The following is a 21068-nucleotide window of genomic DNA, read 5'->3' as shown; positions in this document are numbered from 1 at the left end:
GTCTATCCCTGTTCGAACGCTGCCGAGACGCGCGCAGCTCCGAGCCGTGTAAGACAGGACTGCGCCGATTCGCCAGCGTCTTTGTTTTGCCGCACCAGCCGGCCGAGCCGGGCAAGGGCGGATCCCATTCCATTCTCATCGGTGTAGGCGCTTGGCAAGCCATTGGCAGCCCCATTTACGACAAGCCCGTATCCTGATGGCGCACCGACAAGCGTCAGTTCGGACGGCTTCGGCCGGGCGCAGCCCTTGGCGCAGCCGGAGAGATGCACGGTGAGCGACCCGTCCAGCAATTCCGGCGCCGTCTCGACGAGGCGCTCGGCCATGCCATTGGTTTCCATCCACGCCGAGGCGCAACCCTTGCTGCCGGCGCAGGTGGCGATCGCGTTGCGCGGATCCTGCTCGGCAATGCGAAAACCGTGTGACGCTGCCAGGCTCTGCGCCACAGCCGCGGTCTCGGGGCAAAGGCCGAGGACGAAGAAGGCGTGCCCGGGCGCAAGCCGGATCGCATTGGCGCCAAGCGCCTGGACCTGATGCAGGTAGGATGCCAGCGCGGCGGCCTCCACCTGAGCAAAGGCCAGACCGAGGCCGAGAACGGTGTCGGCGTTACCCAGCGCATGAATGCCGGGTATTGCGGCCGAACGCGGAGCGGCCGGGCGTTCGGACGATGTCTCACAGCGACAGAGCGCGCGGATTTCCGACGGGTCCAGATCGCGCCCGCGCACCGTCGTGCCTAGGCTCGCCAGTTTCTCGAGAATGGTGATCAGGGCCGGCACGACCGCGTTGCCGGCCAACGTCCCGACGATCGATGCCTTCGTTGCCGTGCCGCCAAGCGACAGCACCCAGGCGACCCCCGCGACAGTCGAAACCGCCTGAAGGCGAATGTCGGCGACGACAGCGCCGAGACCAAACCGGCCACCGCTATCGATGACGACGGATAATTTGGGTGCAAGCTTCAACGGCACCTGGCGCGCACCCAACGCTTCACGAAGCTCGGTGGCAATCGGCCGCGGATCGGCGATCTCGTCCGGGTCGATGCCGGCGAGAGGCGGCACCTCTATCGCGAGCCCCTTGGCAATGGCGATCTCCGCATCGCCGATCGCCTGCGCCAGCATCGGCACCGAAGCTGCACTCAGGCCGCGAAGCTGCAGGTTTCCGCGCGCGGTAATCTCGATGATGCCATTGCCGAAGCGCTCGGCAGCCGTGGCAAGGGCAATGACCTTCGGCAGCGTCAGACTGTCATCCGTTGGCCTCACCCTGACGAGCAGGCCGTCGCCGGTCTGCATCGGCTCTGCCAAGGACGGGCAGGCGCCGCGGCGCATCGAAGCGACGGTGCCGGTTTCTCCGGTCAATGGAAGGGCGCAGCTGGTCATCAAATCCGTCATCACTTGAGGCTCTCCTCCCTGAAGAAGCCTCTTAAGACGCTATAACACAGCCGCAAACCTTGAGTGAGATCAAACACGACGCAGATCGGCCCTCCCCGTCACTCGTCGAAGTCGGCGCCCTTGCGCAGGAGATAGATGTCCATGATCCATCCCATCTTCGCGCGCGCCGCCGCCCGCGTTTCAAGGATCCGGTCCTTCACCTCAGCCACGCGGCCGGAAATGACGATCTCATCCGGCGTGCCGAGATAGGCGCCCCAATAGATCTCCGCCTCCGGGTCCTCGACCCGCTGAAACGCCTGTTCGCCATCGAGCATGACGACCGAGGTCTGGCTCTTCTCGGGAAAGCTTTCGTGCAGCCGACGCCCCGTGGTGATCTCCACCGGCTTGCCGACGAGGTTCAGCGGAATGCGGTGGCTGGCGCAAAGCGCCTGCAGACTGGTGATCCCGGGAATGACGTCGTAGGCGAAGGCGACCTCACCGCGTGCCCTGACCCGCTCGACGATGCGAATGGTGCTGTCATAGAGCATCGGGTCGCCCCAGACGAGAAACGCGCCAGTTCCCTCTTCGCCCAACTCCTTCGACAGAAGCGCTTCGTAAATCCCAGCGATCTGGGCGTGCCAGTCATCGACGCTGCCGTCATAGCTGACGCCTTCGGTGCGCCGCACGGGCACCGCGAACTCGACGGTGCGACTGTCCTTGCGCGTGACGTAGCGGGCGCAGATGTCGCGGCGCACTTCGGCAAGCTCGGTCTTCTTCGCTCCCTTGGTCGGGATAAAGAGCACGTCGGCGCGGTTCAGCGCGTTGATCGCCTGCACGGTCATGTGTTCGGGATTGCCCGAACCGATGCCGATGATCAGAATTTTGCGCATGCCCGCCTCCGCCATTTCGTTCGGGCGTCTTAGGCGGATCGCCGCCGCCAAGGCAAGGCCTCGGGGCGACGACAAAGCCGTCATTCGCGCCAAGCCTTCAGTTGATGTCCGCAGCCGGATTTTCCGGCAACCGCCAGTCGATCGGATCGAAGCCTTTGCCTTCAAGGAAGGCATTGGCCTGGGAAAAATGCCGGCAGCCGAGAAAGCCGGAATGGGCTGAGAGCGGCGACGGATGTGGTGCCCTCAGGACAAGATGGCGCGAGCGGTCGACGAAGGCCGCCTTCTTCTGCGCATAGGAGCCCCAAAGCATGAAGACGACGGGATGCTCGGCCTCGTTGACCGCACGGATGATCGCATCCGTGAACTTTTCCCAACCGTGACCCTGGTGTGACGCAGCGTTCCCGCGCTCTACCGTCAGCACGCTGTTCAAAAGCAGCACGCCCTGCCTTGCCCAGCTTTCGAGAAAACCGTGACGCGCCGGCGGAATACCGAGATCGGTATTCAGTTCCTTGTAGATGTTGACCAGCGACGGCGGCGTCCGGACACCGGGGCGAACGCTGAAGCAGAGCCCATGCGCCTGGCCGTCACCGTGATAGGGATCTTGGCCGAGAATGACCACGCGCACCTTGTCGAGCGGCGTCAGGTCGAGCGCGCGAAAATACTCCGGCCCGCGAGGGAAAATCTGCCGGCCCTCGTTCTTCTGGGCCACGAGGAACTGCTTGAGGTCAGCCATGTAGGCGCTGGCGAATTCCGGTGCCAACGCTTCCTTCCAGCTTTCTTCAAGCTTCACTGCCGTTTCCATTGCACGTCCGCTCCATGTCAGGGGATCGAGGCCGCAATTTAGGCCGCCCGGACATCATCGCAAGCCCAATCGCGCCCGCCGCGGGAATGCTGCACCGGTTTTGCCGGGCGGCCACAACCACACGGGTATTACGCTAGCCCTTTTGAGGAGCATTGTATTTCAACAGATACAACGGTAATCAGGAGGCGATATCGTTGTATCCTAAGAGATATCACGCATCGTTGGAGGGAAATCGATGATCAAGAGAAGAGACTGGCTGAAGGGACTGGTGCTGGCGCTCGGCCTCGCCTGGGCCGGCGCAAGTGTTCTGCCGGCGTCCGCACAGGCGGAAGAAAAGGTGACGGTCTTTGCGGCTGCGAGCCTGAAGAACGCGCTCGATGCGATCAATGCCGAGTGGCAGAAGGAAAGTGGCAAGGAAACGACCGTTTCCTACGCGGCCAGCTCGGCACTGGCCAAGCAGGTGGAACAGGGCGCGCCCGCCGACGTCTTCATCTCTGCCGACCTCGCCTGGATGGACTACCTCGCCGAAAAGAAGCTGATCAAGGACGACACCCGCGCAAACCTGCTCGGCAACCGCATCGTGCTCGTCTCCGGCAAGCAGGACGCTGCCCCGGTCGAAATCAAGCAGGGCTTCGATCTCGCTGGCATTCTCGGTGACGGTCGCCTTGCCATGGGTGCCGTCGATTCCGTTCCGGCCGGCAAGTACGGCAAGGCTGCGCTCGAAAAGCTCGACGCCTGGAAGGCCGTGGAGGCCAAGGTCGCCGGCGCTGAAAGCGTGCGTGCCGCCCTCCTGCTCGTTTCGCGCGGCGAAGCGCCGTACGGCATCGTCTACCAGACCGATGCCGCGGCAGACCCGGGCGTCAAGGTCGTCGGCACCTTCCCGGAAGACAGCCATCCGCCGATCATCTACCCGATCGCGATCACGGCCGAGAGCAAGAGCCCTGATGCGGCCGCCTACATCGACTTCGTCAAGTCGGCAAAGGCTGCCGAACTCTTTGAAAAGCAGGGCTTCACAGTCCTGAAGTAGCCGGCTGAAATAGGCGCTAGTGCCGTCTGTCCAGAGGCAGGCGAAGCATCTAACGTCATGTTCGCGACGCCCGCGCCCAAACGCGGGCGACGCGAACATTTGTCAGAGGCATAGGGGGCAGACAGCCGCGTCCCACAAGCCTCGTATTGGGGAGCGATATCCATTGGACTGGCTTGCAGTGAGCGATGCGGAATGGACGGCGATCCTGTTGAGCCTGCGTATCGCAACCGTCGCAATGATCTGCAGCCTGCCCTTCGCACTCGTCGTCGCCATGCTGCTTGCCCGCGGGCGCTTCTGGGGCAAGACACTGCTGAACGGCCTCGTTCATCTGCCGCTGATCCTGCCGCCTGTCGTCACCGGCTTCCTGCTGCTCCTGCTTTTCGGCCGCCGCGGCCCGCTCGGCGCCTTCTTCGCCGATTATTTTGGCCTCGTCTTTTCCTTCCGCTGGACCGGCGCTGCCCTTGCCTGCGCCGTCATGGCCTTCCCGTTGATGGTGCGCAGCATCCGCCTGTCGATCGAGGCGGTTGACCGCAAGCTCGAGGACGCGGCGACCACGCTCGGCGCGAGCCCCCTCTGGGTCTTTGCCACCGTCACGCTGCCGCTGATCATTCCCGGCATCATCGCCGGCATGATCATCGCCTTTGCCAAGGCGATGGGCGAGTTCGGCGCCACGATCACCTTCGTCTCCAACATTCCCGGCGAAACGCAGACGCTTTCGGCCGCCATCTACACCTTCACCCAGGTGCCGGGCGGCGACGCCGGCGCCATGCGGCTGACAATCATTTCCGTCATCATTTCCATGGCCGCGCTCATCTTCTCCGAACTGCTGGCGACCTTCGCCGCACGCCGGGTGGCCGCCCAATGAGCCTCATCGTTGAAGCCCGCCACCAGCTCGGCAATTTCTCGCTCGACGCCGCCTTTAGTTCCGATGGCGGCGTGACGGCGCTGTTCGGCCGCTCCGGCTCAGGCAAGACCTCGCTCATCAACATCATCGCCGGGCTTCTGAAGCCCGAAAGCGGCCGTGTCCTGCTCGATGGCGACGTCATCGCCGACAGCGAGAACAGGATCTTCACGCCGGTGCACCGCCGGCGCTTCGGCTATGTCTTCCAGGAGGCGCGGCTGTTTCCGCATTTGAGTGTACGCCGCAACCTCGCCTATGGCCGCTGGTTCGCCGGCAAGAGCGGCACCGGCAATGAGTTTACCCGCATCGTCGACCTGCTCGGCATCGGCCATCTGCTCGAACGCAACCCTTCGGCCCTTTCCGGCGGCGAAAAGCAGCGCGTCGCCATCGGCCGCGCCTTGCTCGCGGCACCGCGCCTGCTTTTGATGGATGAGCCGCTGGCCGCGCTCGACGAGGCGCGCAAGGCCGAAATCCTGCCCTATCTCGAACGGCTGCGCGACGATGCGCGCATCCCGATCGTCTATGTCAGCCATTCCGTCAGCGAAGTCGCCCGGTTGGCCCGGCGCGTGGTCGTGCTCGAAAGCGGTCGGGTCACCGCATCGGGCGCGGCCGCCGAGGTGTTGAGCGCGCCCGCCGCAACGCTTGCCACCGGCAGGCGCGAGGCCGGTGTCCTGCTGGAGGGCGAAGTCGAGGGAACCGATCCGGTGCACGAACTGACGACCGTCCGGGTCGGGCGGGAACGGCTGCGCATCGCTGGTGTCAGCGCGACGGCCGGCGTCAGGCTTCGCCTGCACATCGCCGCCCGCGACGTCATGCTGGCGACCTCAAGGCCAGTGGAAATCAGTGCGCTCAACGTACTCGAAGGGCGCATTCTGACGCTGACATCGGAGGAGGATGGCAGCGTCGATGTCCGGGTGACCTGCGGCGAGGCGACGATTGCCGCCCGCATTACCCGCTTTTCCCGCGACGCGCTGCAGCTTGTTCCCGGCAGAACCATCTATGCCGTCATCAAGTCGGTCGCGATCGATCACTAAAGCCTGTCGCATGAAAACGCATTCACGCGCCAGGCTTTAAGCTCTTGTTTTTATGCATGTCGTTGCCGCAATACCGCTGCACGCTTTTGCGCGACATGCATTAGGCCTTTTGGGAAACAGCCTCGGCCGTATCGGACGCTCGTGTATCGCTGCTCCGAACGGATTCGAGCCAGGCCAGATCCTCGCCGATCGCAAGGCGCGCCTTCTCCTCCATCTCGCGGTAGCGCCGGATAAGCTCTTCGCCGAACGGCGTCACCAGGGCTCCGCCACCCTGCTTGCCGCCGCGCTGCGATTCTACCGAAGGCTCGCTGAACATCCGGTTCAGGGCATCGACCAGCAGCCAGGCGCGGCGGTACGACATGTCCATCGCCCGGCCGGCGGCGGAGATGGAGCCGGTCTCGCGGATCAGTTCGAGCAAGAGGATCTTGCCGCGGCCGAGCCGGTCGGCGGGCGGAAAATCGATGCGCAGGACGGGGCGAAGATCGGGGCGGCTCTCACTCATGCGCGCGAGCATAGAAGCACGCGCAAAATTCCGAAAGACCGTCTCGCGGCGAACCGGACGGGTTGGCGATAAAAGATTGCCAGCAACCGAGCGCCGGCCGACGACGGCCAGATTGCAGGTCTTGATCTCGCGGCGGCGGCATGCACCGATGGCCGCGACACCTCCTGCCCGAAAGTGCCCTCCCCATGCCCGGTCCCACGCTCGATCCGATCGCCACAGACACCACCCTGCCCGCCAGGGCCGACGTCGTCATCGTCGGCGGCGGCATCATCGGCGTCAGCACCGCCCTCTTCCTTGCCGAACGCGGTATCGACGTCGTGCTCTGCGAGAAGGGCACGCCCGGCGCCGAGCAATCGAGCCGCAACTGGGGCTGGGTTCGGGTGATGGGCCGTGACGAGCGCGAAATCCCGCTGGCGATCGAGGCGCTGAAGATCTGGGACACGCTCGACGCGCGCATCAGTGGCGAGACCGGCTTTCGCCGCAGCGGCATTCTCTATGTCTCCGAGAATGAGCGCGACATCGCCAATCGCGACGCATGGCTCGCCATGGCCCGACCCTACGGCGTCGACAGCGTGCAACTCAGCTCCGACACGACAGAGGCGATGATGCCGGGCGCCGCCATCCGCTACCAAGGCGGGCTCTTCACGCCGAGCGACGGCCGGGCAGAACCGCAGAAGGCGGTGCCCGCGATTGTCGCCGGTGCACGCCGCGCCGGTGCCCGTATCCTGACGGGCTGCGCCGTGCGCGGGGTCGAAAAGGCAGCGGGCCGGATCTCCGCCGTCGTCACCGAGAGAGGCCGCATCGAGACGTCGACCGTCATCGTCGCCGGCGGCGCCTGGTCCAGGCTCTTTCTCAAAAGCCTCGGCATCCGGCTGCCGCAGCTAAAGGTGCGGAATACGGTGTTGAGAACCGGGCCGGTCTCCGGCGGTCCGGAAGGGGCCGGCGCAACCGCGACCTATGCCTATCGCAAGCGCCTCGATGGCGGTTACACGATTGCCGACGGTGCCGCCAACCTGCACGCGGTCGTGCCCGACAGCTTCGCATTCTTCCGGGATTTCCAGCCGGCGCGAAAGGCGGAGGGCGATGCCGTGCAGGTGGGCATCAACGCCCAGAGCTGGAACGAATTGTTCGAGATCGGCACCGTCCCGCTCGACCGGCCCGGCGCCTTCGAGCGCCACCGCGTGCTCGATCCCAATCCGGATTCGCGGCGCGCCCTCCGGGCCCTCGACGCCGCCGGCAGGGCCTTGCCATTCCTGCGCAAAACCAAGGTGCAACAGATATGGGGAGGACTGATCGATGTGATGCCCGATGCCGTCCCCGTCATCTCACCCGCCGAAACCGTTCCGGGCCTCATTGTCGCGACGGGTTTTTCCGGCCACGGTTTTGGCATCGGGCCTGGCGCCGGACACCTCGTCGCCGACCTCGTAACCGGCGAGAAACCGATCGTCGATCCGACGCCATTCCGGCTCTCGCGCTTCCTCGATGGAACGCCGATCACCATCGCCCCGCCGGTCTGAGCGCTACCGCCGACGGATCGCCGCGAAAGAAAATTACCGGCAACGACCGGCAAGAAGGTGAACGACACAACGCGTGGGCGCACTCCCGGCAGGATTCTATCTTTCTTCGCCTGCCCCTGCCCCGCAACACGGAAAGACCTTCATAAGCCCCGGAACTCGTGGCAGTCTGTGAGCATTCCCGTCGGGAGAGCGGGGGCTTTTAGGAGGAGTCTGTGCAGACCTTGGGCGGAGGAGCCTTGCCGGTCACATTGCACGTCCTCGTACACCTCAGGCCCATCGTTATCCCGTCCCAGAGCATTTCCAGCGAGGGTGCTAGCGCCTTTGCGTCCGGAAATGCGTGAGAACAGAAATGAAGAGCGGTTCGACTGGAACCGATCTTGATTTGGTGCACTGCGCACTCCGGAGGAGGCCGGAAACCGCATGAGCGATCTCGATCGACTTAGCCTGCATGTCCCCGAACCCGCCGTTCGGCCCGGCGGCCAGCCGGATTTCTCCAACGTCAAGATCCCGAAGGCCGGCTCCGTGCCGCGCCCGGAGGTGGACGTCGCGCCGGAAGAGATGCGCGACCTCGCCTATTCGATCATCCGCGTCTTGAACCGCGACGGCGAAGCGGTTGGTCCCTGGGCCGGGCTGCTTTCGGATGACGAGTTGCTCTCCGGCCTCAGGCACATGATGCTGCTGCGCGCCTTCGATGCGCGCATGGTCATGGCGCAGCGCCAGGGCAAGACCTCCTTCTACATGCAGCATCTGGGCGAAGAGGCCGTCAGTTGCGCCTTCCGCAAGGCGTTGGTGAAGGGCGACATGAACTTCCCGACCTATCGACAGGCCGGTCTTCTGATCGCCGACGGCTATCCCATGGTCGAGATGATGAACCAGATCTTCTCGAACGAGAGCGACCCTCTGCGCGGCCGGCAGCTGCCGATCATGTATTCCTCCAAGGAGCATGGCTTCTTCACCATCTCCGGCAACCTCGCCACCCAATATGTACAGGCGGTCGGCTGGGCGATGGCGTCGGCCATCAAGCGCGACACCAAGATCGCAGCCGCCTGGATCGGCGACGGCTCGACGGCGGAATCGGACTTCCACTCGGCGCTCGTCTTTGCCTCCACCTACAAGGCACCGGTTATCCTCAACATCGTCAACAATCAGTGGGCGATCTCGACCTTCCAGGGCATTGCCCGTGGCGGCTCCGGCACCTTTGCCGCCCGCGGCCTCGGCTTCGGCATTCCGGCCCTGCGCGTCGACGGCAACGACTATCTCGCCGTCTACGCCGTCGCCAAATGGGCGGCCGAGCGTGCAAGGCGCAATCTCGGCCCGACCCTGATCGAATACGTCACCTACCGCGTCGGCGCCCATTCGACCTCCGACGATCCGAGCGCCTATCGCCCGAAGACGGAATCCGAGGCCTGGCCGCTCGGCGACCCGGTCCTGAGATTGAAGAAGCACCTCATCCTTCGCGGCGCCTGGTCGGAAGAGCGTCATGCGCAGGCGGAAGCCGAGATCACCGACGAAGTGATCCAGGCCCAGAAACAGGCCGAGGGCCACGGCACGCTGCATGCCGGCGGCAAGCCGTCGGTGCGCGATATCTTCGAGGGCGTCTATGCCGAGATGCCGCCGCACATTCGCCGCCAGCGGCAGAAGGCAGGATACTGATATGGCCAGAATGACAATGATCGAAGCCGTGCGCAGCGCCATGGATGTCTCCATGGAGCGCGACGACAATGTCGTCGTCTTCGGCGAGGACGTCGGCTATTTCGGTGGCGTCTTCCGTTGCACGCAAGGCCTCCAGGCGAAATACGGCAAGACCCGCTGTTTCGACGCGCCGATCAGCGAAAGCGGCATCGTCGGCACGGCGATCGGCATGGCCGCCTACGGGCTGAAGCCCTGCGTCGAGATCCAGTTCGCCGACTATATGTATCCGGCCTACGACCAGATCACCCAGGAAGCGGCCCGTATTCGTTACCGCTCCAACGGTGATTTCACCTGCCCGATCGTCCTGCGCATGCCGACCGGCGGCGGCATCTTCGGTGGCCAGACGCATAGTCAGAGCCCCGAAGCGCTTTTCACCCATGTCTGCGGCCTGAAAGTCGTCGTGCCCTCCAATCCCTACGACGCCAAGGGCCTGCTGATCGCCTCGATCGAGGATCCGGATCCGGTGATGTTCCTGGAACCGAAGCGGCTCTACAACGGCCCCTTCGACGGCCATCATGACCGGCCAGTCATTCCCTGGTCGAAACACGATCTCGGCGAGGTGCCGGAAGGCCACTACACCGTTCCGATCGGCAAGGCGGAAGTCCGCCGAGAGGGCTCCGCCGTCACCGTCGTCGCCTATGGCACCATGGTGCACGTGGCGCTCGCGGCTGCCGAGGAAACCGGCATCGACGCCGAGGTGATCGACCTGCGCAGTCTGCTGCCGCTCGACCTCGATACGATCGTCAAGTCGGTGGAAAAGACCGGGCGCTGCGTCGTCGTGCACGAAGCGACGCTGACGTCGGGCTTCGGCGGCGAAGTGGCCGCCCTCGTGCAGGAGCACTGCTTCTACCATCTCGAAGCGCCCGTCGTGCGCGTCGCCGGCTGGGACACGCCCTACCCGCACGCGCAGGAATGGGACTATTTCCCCGGCCCCGCGCGCGTCGGACGCGCGCTCGTCGAAGTGATGGAGGCCTGACATGGGCGAATTCGTAATCAAGATGCCCGATGTCGGCGAAGGCGTGGCCGAGGCTGAACTCGTCGAATGGCATGTGAAGCCCGGTGACCCCGTGCGCGAGGACATGGTGCTCGCCGCCGTGATGACCGACAAGGCGACCGTCGAAATCCCCTCGCCCGTCACCGGCACCGTGCTCTGGCTCGGCGCCGAGGTAGGCGACACCGTTGCGGTGAAGGCGCCGCTCGTGCGCATCGAAATATCAGGCGAAGGCGAAACGGCTGCTCCCGTGGAAGAGAAGCCTGTCGCGAAGGTGGAAGAAAAACCCGCAGTGAAGACTGAGGCGCCCGCGCCGGTCTCCAAGCCGGCCCAGCCCGCCAAGGTCGAGGTCAAGGCGCCGACCACGAACGGTGTCCACGCCAACGGCGCACATGCCGCTGGCGAACGATTGGAGAAGGCCCTTGCCTCGCCGGCGGTGCGCCTGCGCGCCAAGGAAAGCGGCGTCGATCTGCGCCAGGTGACCGGCACCGGTCCGGCTGGCCGCATCACCCATGATGACCTCGACCAGTTCATCGCCCGCGGCGCCCAGCCGGCGCTTGCGCCGGCCGGCCTGCAGCGCAAGACCGCCGTCGACGAGATCAAGGTAACCGGCCTTCGCCGTCGCATCGCCGAGAAGATGTCGCTTTCGACCTCGCGCATTCCCCACATCACCTATGTGGAAGAGGTCGACATGACGGCGCTCGAGGACCTGCGGACGACGATGAACCGCGACCGCAAACCCGACCAGCCGAAGCTGACCATCCTGCCCTATCTGATGCGCGCGCTCGTGCGCACCATTGCCGATCAACCCGCCGTCAATGCCACTTTCGACGACGGCGCCGGCATCATCAGCCGCCATCACGGCGTGCATATCGGCATCGCGACGCAGACCCCGGCCGGCCTCACCGTTCCGGTCGTGCGCCATGCCGAAGCCCGCGGCATCTGGGATTGTGCCAACGAGCTCAATCGCCTGGCGGACGCTGCCCGCACCGGCACGGCCACCCGCGACGAGCTCACCGGATCGACCATCACCATCTCTTCGCTCGGCGCGCTCGGCGGCATCGTCTCCACGCCGGTCATCAACCATCCGGAAGTCGCGATCATCGGCGTCAACAAGCTCGCCGTCCGCCCGGTCTGGGATGGCACGCAGTTCGTGCCGCGCAAGATCATGAACCTGTCCTCGAGCTTCGATCACCGCGTCATCGACGGCTGGGATGCGGCCGTCTTCGTGCAGCGGCTGAAGACCCTGCTCGAAACGCCGGCGCTTATTTTCGTGGAGGCCTGAGGCGATCATGAAGGAAATTTCCTGCAAGCTGCTCGTCATCGGCGCCGGCCCCGGCGGCTACATCTGCGCAATCCGCGCCGGCCAGCTCGGCATCGACACGGTCATCGTCGAAAAGGCGAAAGCCGGCGGCACCTGCCTCAATGTCGGCTGTATTCCCTCCAAGGCCCTCATCCACGCGGCGGAAGAGTTTCATAAGCTGCGCTCGGCCGCTTCCGGCCGCAGCCCGCTCGGTCTGTCGCTCGCCAACCCGACAATCGACCTTGCCCGCACCATCGCCTGGAAAGACGGCATCGTCGGACGGCTGAACGGCGGCGTCATCGGCCTTCTGAAGAAGGCGGGTGTCAAGGCGGTGATCGGCACCGCCCGTTTCGTCGACGGCAAGACCGTCGATGTCGAGACCGAGATCGGACTGCAGCGCATCCGCGCCGAGACGATCGTCATTGCCACCGGCTCGGCGCCGGTCGAGCTGCCCGACCTGCCTTTCGGCGGGTCGATCATTTCCTCGACCGAGGCCCTGTCGCTGAAAAGCGTGCCGAAGAGCATCGCCGTCATCGGCGGCGGTTACATCGGTCTCGAACTTGGCACCGCTTTCGCCAAGCTCGGCAGCCACGTGACCGTACTCGAAGCGCAGCCGCGCATTCTGCCGCTCTATGACGCCGATCTGACGAAACCGATCGCCAAGCGTCTCGGCGAACTCGGCATCGAGGTCTTCACCCAGACGGTCGCCAAGAGCTACTCCGCCGAAACCGGCAGCCTGCAAGCCGAACACAACGGTCGCGCAATCGATGTCGCCGCCGAAAAGGTGCTGGTCACCGTCGGCCGCAAACCCGTGACCGAGGGCGTCGGCCTTGAGGAAATCGACCTCGACCGCACTGGCCGCTTCATCCGCATCGACGACCAGTGCCGGACGTCCATGCGCGGCATCTATGCGATCGGCGACGTCACCGGCGAGCCGATGCTGGCGCACCGCGCCATGGCGCAGGGGGAAATGGTGGCGGAGATCGTCGCCGGTCACAAGCGCAGCTGGGACAAGCGCTGCATCCCGGCCGTCTGCTTCACCGATCCGGAGATCGTCACCGCAGGGCTGTCGCCCGACGAGGCGCGTGCGAGCGGCATCGAGATCAAGATCGGCCAGTTCCCCTTCCAGGCGAATGGCCGCGCCATGACGACGCTTGCCGAAGACGGTTTCGTTCGCATCGTCGCTCGCGCCGACAACCACCTGGTGCTCGGCATCCAGGCCGTCGGCCACGGCGTCTCGGAACTCTCGGCAAGCTTCAGCCTGGCGATCGAAATGGGCGCGCGCCTCGAAGACATCGCCGGCACGATCCATGCGCATCCGACGCAATCGGAAGCTTTCCAGGAGTCCGCGTTGAAGGCGCTCGGGCACGCGCTGCATATCTGACGTCGAGGGGCGGTTGGGGCAAAAGTGCCCCTCATCCGGCCTGCCGGCCACCTTCTCCCCGCCACGCGGGGAGAAGGACACACGCGGGGCACGCACTCGCGCCAACCATTGCCTTTTGCCGTATGGGAGAAAGACATGAGCAGAACTGACCCGATCGTCATCGTTTCGGCGGCCCGCACACCAATGGGCGCCTTTCAGGGCAGCCTCAAGGATTTGACCGCGCCGGAAATCGGCGCCATAGCGCTCAAAGCCGCACTCGATCGTGCCGGCCTTGATGCTGTCGACGAGGTGTTGATGGGCAATGTGCTGCCGGCCGGCATTGGCCAGAACCCGGCGCGCCAGGCAGCCCTTGGCGCCGGCCTCGGCAAGGAAACGCCGTCGACGACCATCTCCAAGGTCTGCGGCTCCGGCATGAAGGCGTTGATGCTTGGCCACGATGCTCTGCTGTCCGGTAGCGCGTCGGTGCTTGCGGTCGGCGGCATGGAGTCGATGACCAACGCGCCCTATCTGCTGCCGAAAGCGCGCGGCGGCTTCCGCCTGGGTCATGGCGAAGTCAAGGACCACATGTTCCTCGACGGCCTCGAAGACGCCTATTCCGGCCGGCTGATGGGCACCTATGCCGAGGACACGGCCGAGCACTATCAGTTCTCGCGCGCCGATCAGGACGGCTTTGCGCTGCGATCTCTGGAGCGCGCAACCCGCGCAGCTGAGGATGGTTCCTTTGCCGAGGAAGTCGTGTCAGTCGCTGGCGCCGGCAAGCGCCAGACCGCCAATCTCGACCGCGACGAACAGCCGACCAAATCGGATCCGTCAAAGATCCCGAAGCTGAAACCCGCCTTCCGCGACGGCGGCAGCGTGACGGCCGCCAATTCGTCGTCGATATCAGACGGGGCAGCGGCGCTGATCCTGATGCGCGCCAGCGAAGCGGAAAAGCGGGGGCTGACCCCGCTTGCTATCGTCGCGGGCCATGCGGGCCACGCCCAGGAGCCGGCCTGGTTCACGACCGCCCCGATTGGCGCAATCGACAAGCTGCTGGCAAAGCTCGCCTGGGAGAAGGGCAGCGTCGGCCTCTACGAAATCAACGAGGCCTTCGCCGTGGTGGCGATGGCGGCGATCCGCGACCTCGGCCTGTCGGACGAGATCGTCAACATCAACGGCGGCGCCTGCGCACTCGGCCATCCGATCGGCGCATCCGGCGCCCGCATCATCGTGACATTGCTTCACGCCATGCGCGCCAACGGCGTCAAGCGCGGCATCGCCTCGCTCTGCATCGGCGGCGGCGAGGCGACGGCGGTCGGGCTAGAGCTGTTGCAATAGCGTAGCGCGTTCCGGTCGCCTCGCGCTCCAACCTACGAGAAACGCCGCCGGTCGAACCGGCGGCGTTTCTCGTTTTCAGCATGCGATTTGCCTGACGCCTCACCCCATACGCTCGGAAGCATAGGAGCCCGGGCTCGGCGGGAAGACGACGACACGGTTGCCGTTGATGAAGCAACGGTTGTGGATATGAGCGTGCACGGCGCGCGCCAGCACCTGGCTTTCCACGTCACGGCCGATCGAGACATAGTCTTCGGCACTCTGGGCATGAGTGATACGGGCGATGTCCTGCTCGATGATCGGACCTTCGTCGAGGTCGGCGGTGACGTAATGCGCCGTCGCGCCGATCAGCTTCACGCCGCGCTCATAGGCCTGCTTGTAGGGGTTGGCGCCCTTGAACGACGGCAGGAAGGAGTGATGGATGTTGATGATGCGGCCCGACATCTTCTTGCAGAGCGCGTCGGACAGGACCTGCATGTAGCGGGCAAGCACGATCAGTTCGGCGCCGGTCTGGTCGACCAGTTCCAGCAGCTGGGCTTCCGCCTTCGGCTTGTTCTCCTTCGTCACCTTGATGCAGTGGAACGGGATATCGTGGTTGACCACCACCTTCTGGTAGTCGAAGTGGTTGGAGACGACACCGACGATGTCGATCGGCAGTGCGCCGATCTTCCAGCGATAGAGCAGGTCGTTGAGGCAATGGCCGAAACGCGACACCATGAGCAGCACCTTCATGCGCTCCTCGCTGTCGCGGATCTCGGCGTTCATGTCGAAGCGCTTCACCACCGCTTCGAAACCTGCCTTCAACTCGTCGAGTTTTGCGCCTTCCTGGCTGATAAAGCTGAGACGCATGAAGAACAGGCCGGTTTCGAGGTCGTCGAACTGCGAACTGTCGGAGATATAACAGCCCTTTTCGGCGAGATAGCCGGTGATCGCGGCGACGATGCCACGGGTGGTCTTGCAGCTGACGTTCAGCACATAGCTTTTCATCGGTATGTCTCTCGCTCCAGAGGTTTTTCCGGCCCCCCTTATAGGCCAGTCATACAAAAACTAGCGCGGCCTTTTCGCCGCCGTCGATCCATTCGCGACATTCGCTTGACGGAACCGGCCAGAGAAGGCGGCCCGCAGGATGCGGGCGCGCCCGAAGGTGCTAGGAGAAGGGATCAAGCGAGAAGCCGCGTGGCCCCTCAGCGCGGCGTGCGGTCCGGGTGCGCGCGGGCGAAAGCCTCGATCTCCGCGCAGTTCTGGTCGATCGCGACCAGCCGCGGACAGGCCGAAAGATCGACGTCCCATCGGCGGGCATTGTAGACCTGCGGCACAAGGCAGAAATCCGCCATGGTCGGCATGTCGCCATGGCAGAAGCGCCCGGTCGCGGAATGGTCGAGCAACCGTTCGAAGGCGGCAAGCCCCTCGCCGATGAATTTGCGCATCCAGTTGCGCCGCGCCGCCTCGCTGTCCTCGGCATTGGCCATGACGTGGGACACGACGCTGAGATTGCAGACGGGGTGGATGTCCATGGCGATCGCATAGGACAGGCTGCGCACCCGCTGACGACCGATGGCGTCATCCGGCAGGAAGCCGGAGGTTGCCCGGGTCTCGGCGAGGTACTCGATGATGGCGAGCGATTGCGTGAAGCGCTCGCCATCGATCTCAAGGACAGGCACGAGCCCTTGCGGGTTGCGGACCAGATGGTCCGGCGCCTTGTGTGCCTTGGCAAGCAGGTCGACCGGCACAGAACGATAGCGTTCACCGAGGCTGTTGAGCGCGATGCGCACCCGATAGCTCGCCGACGAACGCCAGTAGTCGTAAAGGACGGTCTCGCTCATGCCTTGCCCGTTCGTGTCAGTCAGCCGTTTCCGACTGTGTTGTAAGCTTCGACGGTCTGTTCGATAGCTCCGAAGATGGAATGACCGGTTTTGTCCTTCATCTCGATGCGCACGACGTCGCCGACCCTCAGGAACTGGGTTTTCGGCGCACCGCCGGCGATCGTCTCGATCATCCGGAGTTCAGCGATGCAGGAATAGCCGGCACCGCCTTCCGCAACAGGCTTGCCCGGTCCGCCGTCGAGCTTGTTGGAAACGGTGCCCGAACCGATGATCGTGCCGGCGGAAAGCGGCCGGGTCTTGGCCGCATGCGCGACCAGCTGCGCAAAATCGAAGGTCATGTCGATGCCGGCATTGGCGCGGCCGAAGGGTTTGCCGTTGAGGTCGACTTGGAGCGGCAGGTGCAGCTTGCCGCCGTCCCAGGCGTCGCCCAGTTCATCCGGCGAAACGGCAACCGGCGAAAAGGCCGACGACGGCTTTGACTGGAAGAAACCAAAACCCTTGGCAAGCTCGGCCGGGATCAACCCGCGCAGCGACACGTCGTTGACGAGCATGACGAGCTGGATCGCCGCCCGTGCCTCGTCGATGGTCGCACCCATCGGCACGTCGTCGACGATGACGGCGACCTCGCCCTCCATGTCGACGCCAAAGGTCTCGTCGGCAAGCGGGATCGGATCGCGCGGCGCGATGAAGCTGTCGGAGCCGCCCTGGTACATCAAGGGATCGGTCCAGAAGCTTGAAGGCATCTCGGCATTGCGGGCCTTGCGCACCAGCTCGACGTGATTGACGTAGGCCGAGCCGTCGGCCCATTGGTAAGCGCGCGGCAACGGCGACAGCGCATCATGTTCATGGAAGCGGATCGTCGGCTGCGAACCGGTCTCGATCCCTTCGGCGACGCGCGCAAGCCGAGGGCCCGCATGCGCCCAGTCGTCGAGCGCTGCCTGCAGCGTGCGGGCGATGTGCCCGACCTCCGAGCAGCGGGTAAGATCGCGGGAGACGACCACGAGCTTTCCGTCGCGCGTACTGTCCTTGAGTGTCGCCAGTTTCATGCAGTCCTCCCTCTCAAACTTCTCATTGTTCCAGACCGAAGACCGCTTCGCGGCCGTCGCGGAATTTCTTTACGCGGACGAATCGTCCGCAATCTTCACAACAAGGCCGTCGGTGGCGATCGTCAAGGCGCCCGCCCAGTTTTTGCGAGCCGCCGCAATCCAGTGGGCCTCAGATATCTCGGGGTCGTCGGCGGGGATGAGGTGATGCAGCACCAGCCGTCCGACGCCGGCGGCCGCCGCGATCGCCGCCGCCTGTTCGGCGAAACTGTGGCTCGCCAGCAGATGCTCCTTCAGCCGCGCGCCATTGCCGGTGCGCGCCACCAGCCGGTCGACGCCTTCGGCGAGCATCGCCTCATGCACGAGGATGTCAGCTCCTTTGGCGAAATCAGCAAGCAGCGGGAAATAGGCTGTATCGGACGAGAACACGACCGAGCCTTCCGCATCGTCGAACCGAAGCGCAAAGCAATCGGTCACCGGCGGATGGTCGACGCGCAGCGCCGAGAGCGTCAGGCCGTTCTCGGAGAAGATCTCGCCTTCCGAAAACTCGATGACCTCGACCAGCATCCGCAGGTCGGGCCGGCCCTCATCGACGATACGAATCTCGATATCGAAGGCCATCGATTGCAGGAAGCCCTGCCAATAGGCGCGAGTGCCTGTGGGCCCGTAGACGCCTACCGGCTGCGACAACCCCGCGGTCCAGGCCGTGTGAATGAGCGGCCCGAGTTCCAGCACATGATCCGAATGCAGATGGGTAATGACGATCAGGTCCAGCGTCTTCAGCGCCACACCGGCATCGGTCAGTCCGCGCGTGACGCCAAGGCCGCAATCGACGACAACCGTCCGGCCGCCGATTTGAAGCAGAGACGACGTCGGCCACGGGCCGCCCGGCCGGATCGCCGGACCGCCCTTGCTGCCGAGCAAAACCAGGCGTGAACTCAAGACCAATCGCCTTCCGGCGTCCCGTTGAACCGCTTCTTGAGATCCGTCCAGCAGTCGATGTAGTTGTCCTGCAACGTCTCCAGTTCGGCGGCGTAGCGGGTCAGTTGCTGCGGGAAGCGGGTCTCGAACATGAAGGCCATCGTATGGTCGAGCTTCACCGGTTTCAACTCGCTATTCGTCGCTTTGTCGTAGCCCGACGCATCGGGCCCATGCGCCAGCATCATGTTGTGCAGGCTCATGCCGCCAGGCACGAAGCCCTCTTCCTTTGCGTCGTAGCGACCGTAGATCAGCCCCATGAATTCGCTCATGATGTTGCGGTGGTACCAGGGCGGACGGAAAGTGTGTTCAGCCACCAACCAGCGCGGCGGGAAGATAACGAAATCGATATTCGCCGTGCCCTCTTCGCCCGAGGGCGCCGTCAGCACCGTGAAGATCGACGGATCCGGATGGTCAAAGAGGATCGCGCCGACGGGCGAATAGGTCTTGAGGTCGTATTTGTAGGGCGCGTAGTTGCCATGCCAGGCGATGACGTCGAGCGGCGAATGGCCGATCTCGGTTACGTGGAAACCGCCGCACCACTTCACATGCACGCGGCAGGGCGTCTCCTTCTCCTCGAAGGCGGCGACCGGCGTCTTGAAATCGCGCGGATTAGCCAGGCAGTTTGCGCCGATCGGACCGCGATCCGGCAGCGTGAACTTGGCGCCGTAGTTTTCGCAGACATAGCCGCGCCAAACCTTCTCGTCGCCAAGTCGCGTCACCTTGAACATGGTGCCGCGTGGCACGATGCAGATCTCGGAGGGTTCGACGTCCATCTTGCCGAGCTCGGTGAACACCTGGATCGCGCCCATTTCCGGAACGATCAGCAGCTCGCCGTCGGCATTGAAGAAATAGTCGTCCACCATGTCGGCGTTGAAGGCATAGGCATGCGCTGCCATGCCCGAATGCGTCGGCGCATCGCCCGCCGTCGTAATCGTGCGGATGCCCTGCAGGAAGTTCAGCTTTTCCGTCGGCTCCGGCAGTGGATTCCAGCGCAACTGGCCAAGCGCCAAAGAATGCTCGGCGACATGCGGCGCCGTCTTCCAGTGCGGATAGTCGATTTTGTTGAAACGTCCGGTGTGGCGAACGCTCGGGCGGATGCGATAAAGCCAGGACCGCTCGTTGGTGCCGCGCGGCGCGGTAAAGGGGGAGCCCGAAAGCTGCTCGGCATAGAGGCCATAGGCACATTTCTGCGGGCTGTTCTGCCCTTGCGGCAGGGCGCCCGGCAGGCTCTCAGTCTCGAAATCATTGCCGAAGCCGGGCATGTAGCCAAGCGCTTCGTTGGCCTTAGCCAGTGTCCCGGCCTGTTTTCCTGCCTTGTCCAGCATCGTCGATCCTCCTCCTCATGGCACCCTGCTTCGGCTTCGCGAACCGACCTGTTCACAGGTCCGGCGCAATTCCAAATACCGCGGCGACGGCCTTTTCCCAGGGTGGACGCAGGCGTCGCCTTCGGCATATTAGTTGCAATCGTAACTATCGATTTTGTAACTATCAAGGATGCCCGATGGCCGCCGATGGCTTCGAACTCAATGCCTTCCTGCCCTATCGGCTGAACCGCGCCGCGGAATTCGTCGCGCTGCGCTTTGCCGCCCAGTACAAGGCGCGCTACCAGCTCACGCGCCCGGAATGGCGCACTCTGGCCGCCCTCGGCAGCACAAGCCGCCCGATGACGGCCACCGAAGTCGGCGCGCACTCGGCCATGCACAAGACCAAGGTCAGCCGCGCCGTCGCCTTGCTCGAAAAACGCCGCTGGCTGACGCGGCGCGAAGACGAAAACGACCGCCGCATCGAACATCTGGAACTGACGAAGACCGGCATCCGGGCCTATGGCGAATTGACGGAGCTTGCCGTCCGCTATCAGGCGGAACTCGACACGCTGATCGGGCCGGCCGGGATACAGGCGCTCGCCGTCGGGCTGGAAGCAGTGGAACGCGCTATCGGCAGGTTCGACCCTCCGCCCTCTGCCTGAGGCTTCAGCCCTTCATCCGCTCGGGGATCGGCACGCCCTCGAAGCTCTTCAAGGTTTCAAGCACGATCGACGTCTTCACATGCTGCACGCTGTCGTGCGGCAGAAGCACGTCGTTGACGAAGCGCGACAGCCCCGCAAGATCTGGCGTCACCACCCGCATGTGGTAGTCCATCTCGCCGGTGAGCGCATAGGCCTCCAGCACCTCCGGCAGGCCGGAAATGAGCTTGCCGAAGCGCTTGGCATTGTCGCGATTGTGGGTAGCGAGCGTGACCGAGATCACCACCATCAGATCGAGGCCGAGCTTCTGCCGGTCGATCTGTGCCTGGTAGCCGGTGATGTAGCCTTCCGCTTCAAGCCGGGTGCGCCGGCGCGAACATTGCGACGGCGAAAGCGCGATGCGTTCCGACAGTTCGTTGTTGGTCAGATGCCCGTCACGCTGCAATTCGCTGAGGATCTTGAGATCGAACCCGTCAAGCTGCTCCATTCGTGCATCCTAATACGCAATTTTGCATGTTTCGTGCGCCATTCTGTCTAAAC

At 64.3% G+C, this 21068-nt stretch carries 20 protein-coding genes; 10 read left to right on the top strand and 10 right to left on the bottom strand.

Features of this window, described 5'->3' with window-relative positions; genetic code table 11:
* Window positions 1-2: 2 nt before the first annotated feature.
* From cobG to ung, 3 genes are all read right to left on the bottom strand, one after another.
* On the bottom strand, window positions 3-1370 hold the full coding sequence (cobG, locus tag IB277_RS17525; protein WP_090298108.1) for a precorrin-3B synthase: 1368 nt from the start codon (window positions 1368-1370) through the stop codon (window positions 3-5).
* 110 nt (window positions 1371-1480) lie between these two features.
* Window positions 1481-2251, bottom strand: coding sequence for a precorrin-6A synthase (deacetylating) (gene cobF / locus IB277_RS17520; protein ID WP_089044913.1), 771 nt, complete (start codon window positions 2249-2251; stop codon window positions 1481-1483).
* Window positions 2252-2348: 97 nt separating this feature from the next.
* Window positions 2349-3053 carry a uracil-DNA glycosylase gene (gene ung, locus IB277_RS17515; RefSeq protein WP_090298025.1) on the bottom strand — a complete coding sequence of 235 codons (705 nt, stop codon included), beginning with the start codon at window positions 3051-3053 and terminating at the stop codon, window positions 2349-2351.
* 235 nt (window positions 3054-3288) lie between these two features.
* Here ung and modA point away from each other — a divergent pair, with 235 nt between their 5' ends.
* From modA to modC, 3 genes are all read left to right on the top strand, one after another.
* On the top strand, window positions 3289-4080 hold the full coding sequence (gene modA, locus IB277_RS17510; RefSeq protein ID WP_090298028.1) for a molybdate ABC transporter substrate-binding protein: 792 nt from the start codon (window positions 3289-3291) through the stop codon (window positions 4078-4080).
* 163 nt (window positions 4081-4243) lie between these two features.
* Window positions 4244-4945 carry a molybdate ABC transporter permease subunit gene (gene modB, locus IB277_RS17505; protein ID WP_090298031.1) on the top strand — a complete coding sequence of 234 codons (702 nt, stop codon included), beginning with the start codon at window positions 4244-4246 and terminating at the stop codon, window positions 4943-4945.
* Window positions 4942-6015: a molybdenum ABC transporter ATP-binding protein gene (gene modC / locus IB277_RS17500; RefSeq protein WP_090298033.1), complete on the top strand. Its 1074-nt coding sequence runs from the start codon at window positions 4942-4944 to the stop codon at window positions 6013-6015. The genes modB and modC overlap by 4 nt, the downstream gene beginning before the upstream one ends.
* Before the next feature lie 100 nt (window positions 6016-6115).
* Here the strand turns inward: modC and IB277_RS17495 are convergent, their stop codons facing one another.
* Window positions 6116-6517 (bottom strand): winged helix-turn-helix domain-containing protein, encoded by a 402-nt coding sequence (locus IB277_RS17495; RefSeq protein ID WP_090298110.1) that lies wholly within the window; start codon window positions 6515-6517, stop codon window positions 6116-6118.
* A 185-nt stretch (window positions 6518-6702) separates the two neighbouring features.
* On the opposite strand from IB277_RS17495, the gene IB277_RS17490 reads away from it, so the two are divergent.
* From IB277_RS17490 to IB277_RS17465, 6 genes are all read left to right on the top strand, one after another.
* Window positions 6703-8034: an FAD-binding oxidoreductase gene (locus IB277_RS17490; protein WP_090298036.1), complete on the top strand. Its 1332-nt coding sequence runs from the start codon at window positions 6703-6705 to the stop codon at window positions 8032-8034.
* Between the two features lie 420 nt (window positions 8035-8454).
* On the top strand, window positions 8455-9687 hold the full coding sequence (locus IB277_RS17485) for a 3-methyl-2-oxobutanoate dehydrogenase (2-methylpropanoyl-transferring) subunit alpha (RefSeq protein ID WP_034787158.1): 1233 nt from the start codon (window positions 8455-8457) through the stop codon (window positions 9685-9687).
* A 1-nt stretch (window position 9688) separates the two neighbouring features.
* Window positions 9689-10702: an alpha-ketoacid dehydrogenase subunit beta gene (locus IB277_RS17480; RefSeq protein WP_034787163.1), complete on the top strand. Its 1014-nt coding sequence runs from the start codon at window positions 9689-9691 to the stop codon at window positions 10700-10702.
* A 1-nt stretch (window position 10703) separates the two neighbouring features.
* Window positions 10704-12002 carry a dihydrolipoamide acetyltransferase family protein gene (locus IB277_RS17475; protein WP_034787169.1) on the top strand — a complete coding sequence of 433 codons (1299 nt, stop codon included), beginning with the start codon at window positions 10704-10706 and terminating at the stop codon, window positions 12000-12002.
* A 7-nt stretch (window positions 12003-12009) separates the two neighbouring features.
* Window positions 12010-13404 (top strand): dihydrolipoyl dehydrogenase, encoded by a 1395-nt coding sequence (gene lpdA / locus IB277_RS17470; RefSeq protein WP_090298039.1) that lies wholly within the window; start codon window positions 12010-12012, stop codon window positions 13402-13404.
* A gap of 135 nt (window positions 13405-13539) precedes the next feature.
* On the top strand, window positions 13540-14721 hold the full coding sequence (locus tag IB277_RS17465) for an acetyl-CoA C-acyltransferase (RefSeq protein WP_090298043.1): 1182 nt from the start codon (window positions 13540-13542) through the stop codon (window positions 14719-14721).
* 99 nt (window positions 14722-14820) lie between these two features.
* Here IB277_RS17465 and purU read toward each other — a convergent pair whose 3' ends face one another.
* The 5 genes from purU to hmgA all read right to left on the bottom strand — a co-directional run bounded on the left by purU (window position 14821) and on the right by hmgA (window position 19890).
* Window positions 14821-15705, bottom strand: coding sequence for a formyltetrahydrofolate deformylase (gene purU, locus IB277_RS17460; RefSeq protein WP_034787183.1), 885 nt, complete (start codon window positions 15703-15705; stop codon window positions 14821-14823).
* Window positions 15706-15902: 197 nt separating this feature from the next.
* Window positions 15903-16541 carry a maleylacetoacetate isomerase gene (gene maiA / locus IB277_RS17455; RefSeq protein ID WP_090298046.1) on the bottom strand — a complete coding sequence of 213 codons (639 nt, stop codon included), beginning with the start codon at window positions 16539-16541 and terminating at the stop codon, window positions 15903-15905.
* A 20-nt stretch (window positions 16542-16561) separates the two neighbouring features.
* Window positions 16562-17587 (bottom strand): fumarylacetoacetate hydrolase family protein, encoded by a 1026-nt coding sequence (locus tag IB277_RS17450; protein WP_060581238.1) that lies wholly within the window; start codon window positions 17585-17587, stop codon window positions 16562-16564.
* Between the two features lie 69 nt (window positions 17588-17656).
* A complete protein-coding gene (locus IB277_RS17445; RefSeq protein ID WP_090298113.1) occupies window positions 17657-18526 on the bottom strand; it encodes an MBL fold metallo-hydrolase in 870 nt (289 codons plus the stop codon).
* A complete protein-coding gene (hmgA, locus tag IB277_RS17440) occupies window positions 18523-19890 on the bottom strand; it encodes a homogentisate 1,2-dioxygenase (RefSeq protein ID WP_090298050.1) in 1368 nt (455 codons plus the stop codon). The genes IB277_RS17445 and hmgA overlap by 4 nt, the downstream gene beginning before the upstream one ends.
* Window positions 19891-20066: 176 nt before the next feature.
* Here hmgA and IB277_RS17435 point away from each other — a divergent pair, with 176 nt between their 5' ends.
* Window positions 20067-20531, top strand: coding sequence for a MarR family winged helix-turn-helix transcriptional regulator (locus IB277_RS17435; RefSeq protein ID WP_060604581.1), 465 nt, complete (start codon window positions 20067-20069; stop codon window positions 20529-20531).
* A 4-nt stretch (window positions 20532-20535) separates the two neighbouring features.
* Here IB277_RS17435 and IB277_RS17430 read toward each other — a convergent pair whose 3' ends face one another.
* A complete protein-coding gene (locus IB277_RS17430) occupies window positions 20536-21015 on the bottom strand; it encodes an Lrp/AsnC family transcriptional regulator (RefSeq protein WP_034787199.1) in 480 nt (159 codons plus the stop codon).
* Between the last annotated feature and the right edge of the window lie 53 nt (window positions 21016-21068).

Origin of the sequence: Ensifer sp. ENS07 (assembly GCF_014852185.1) — a bacterium.
GTDB classification, from domain to species: Bacteria; Pseudomonadota; Alphaproteobacteria; order Rhizobiales; family Rhizobiaceae; genus Ensifer; species Ensifer adhaerens.
This window is presented reverse-complemented; position numbering and strand designations above follow the sequence as displayed.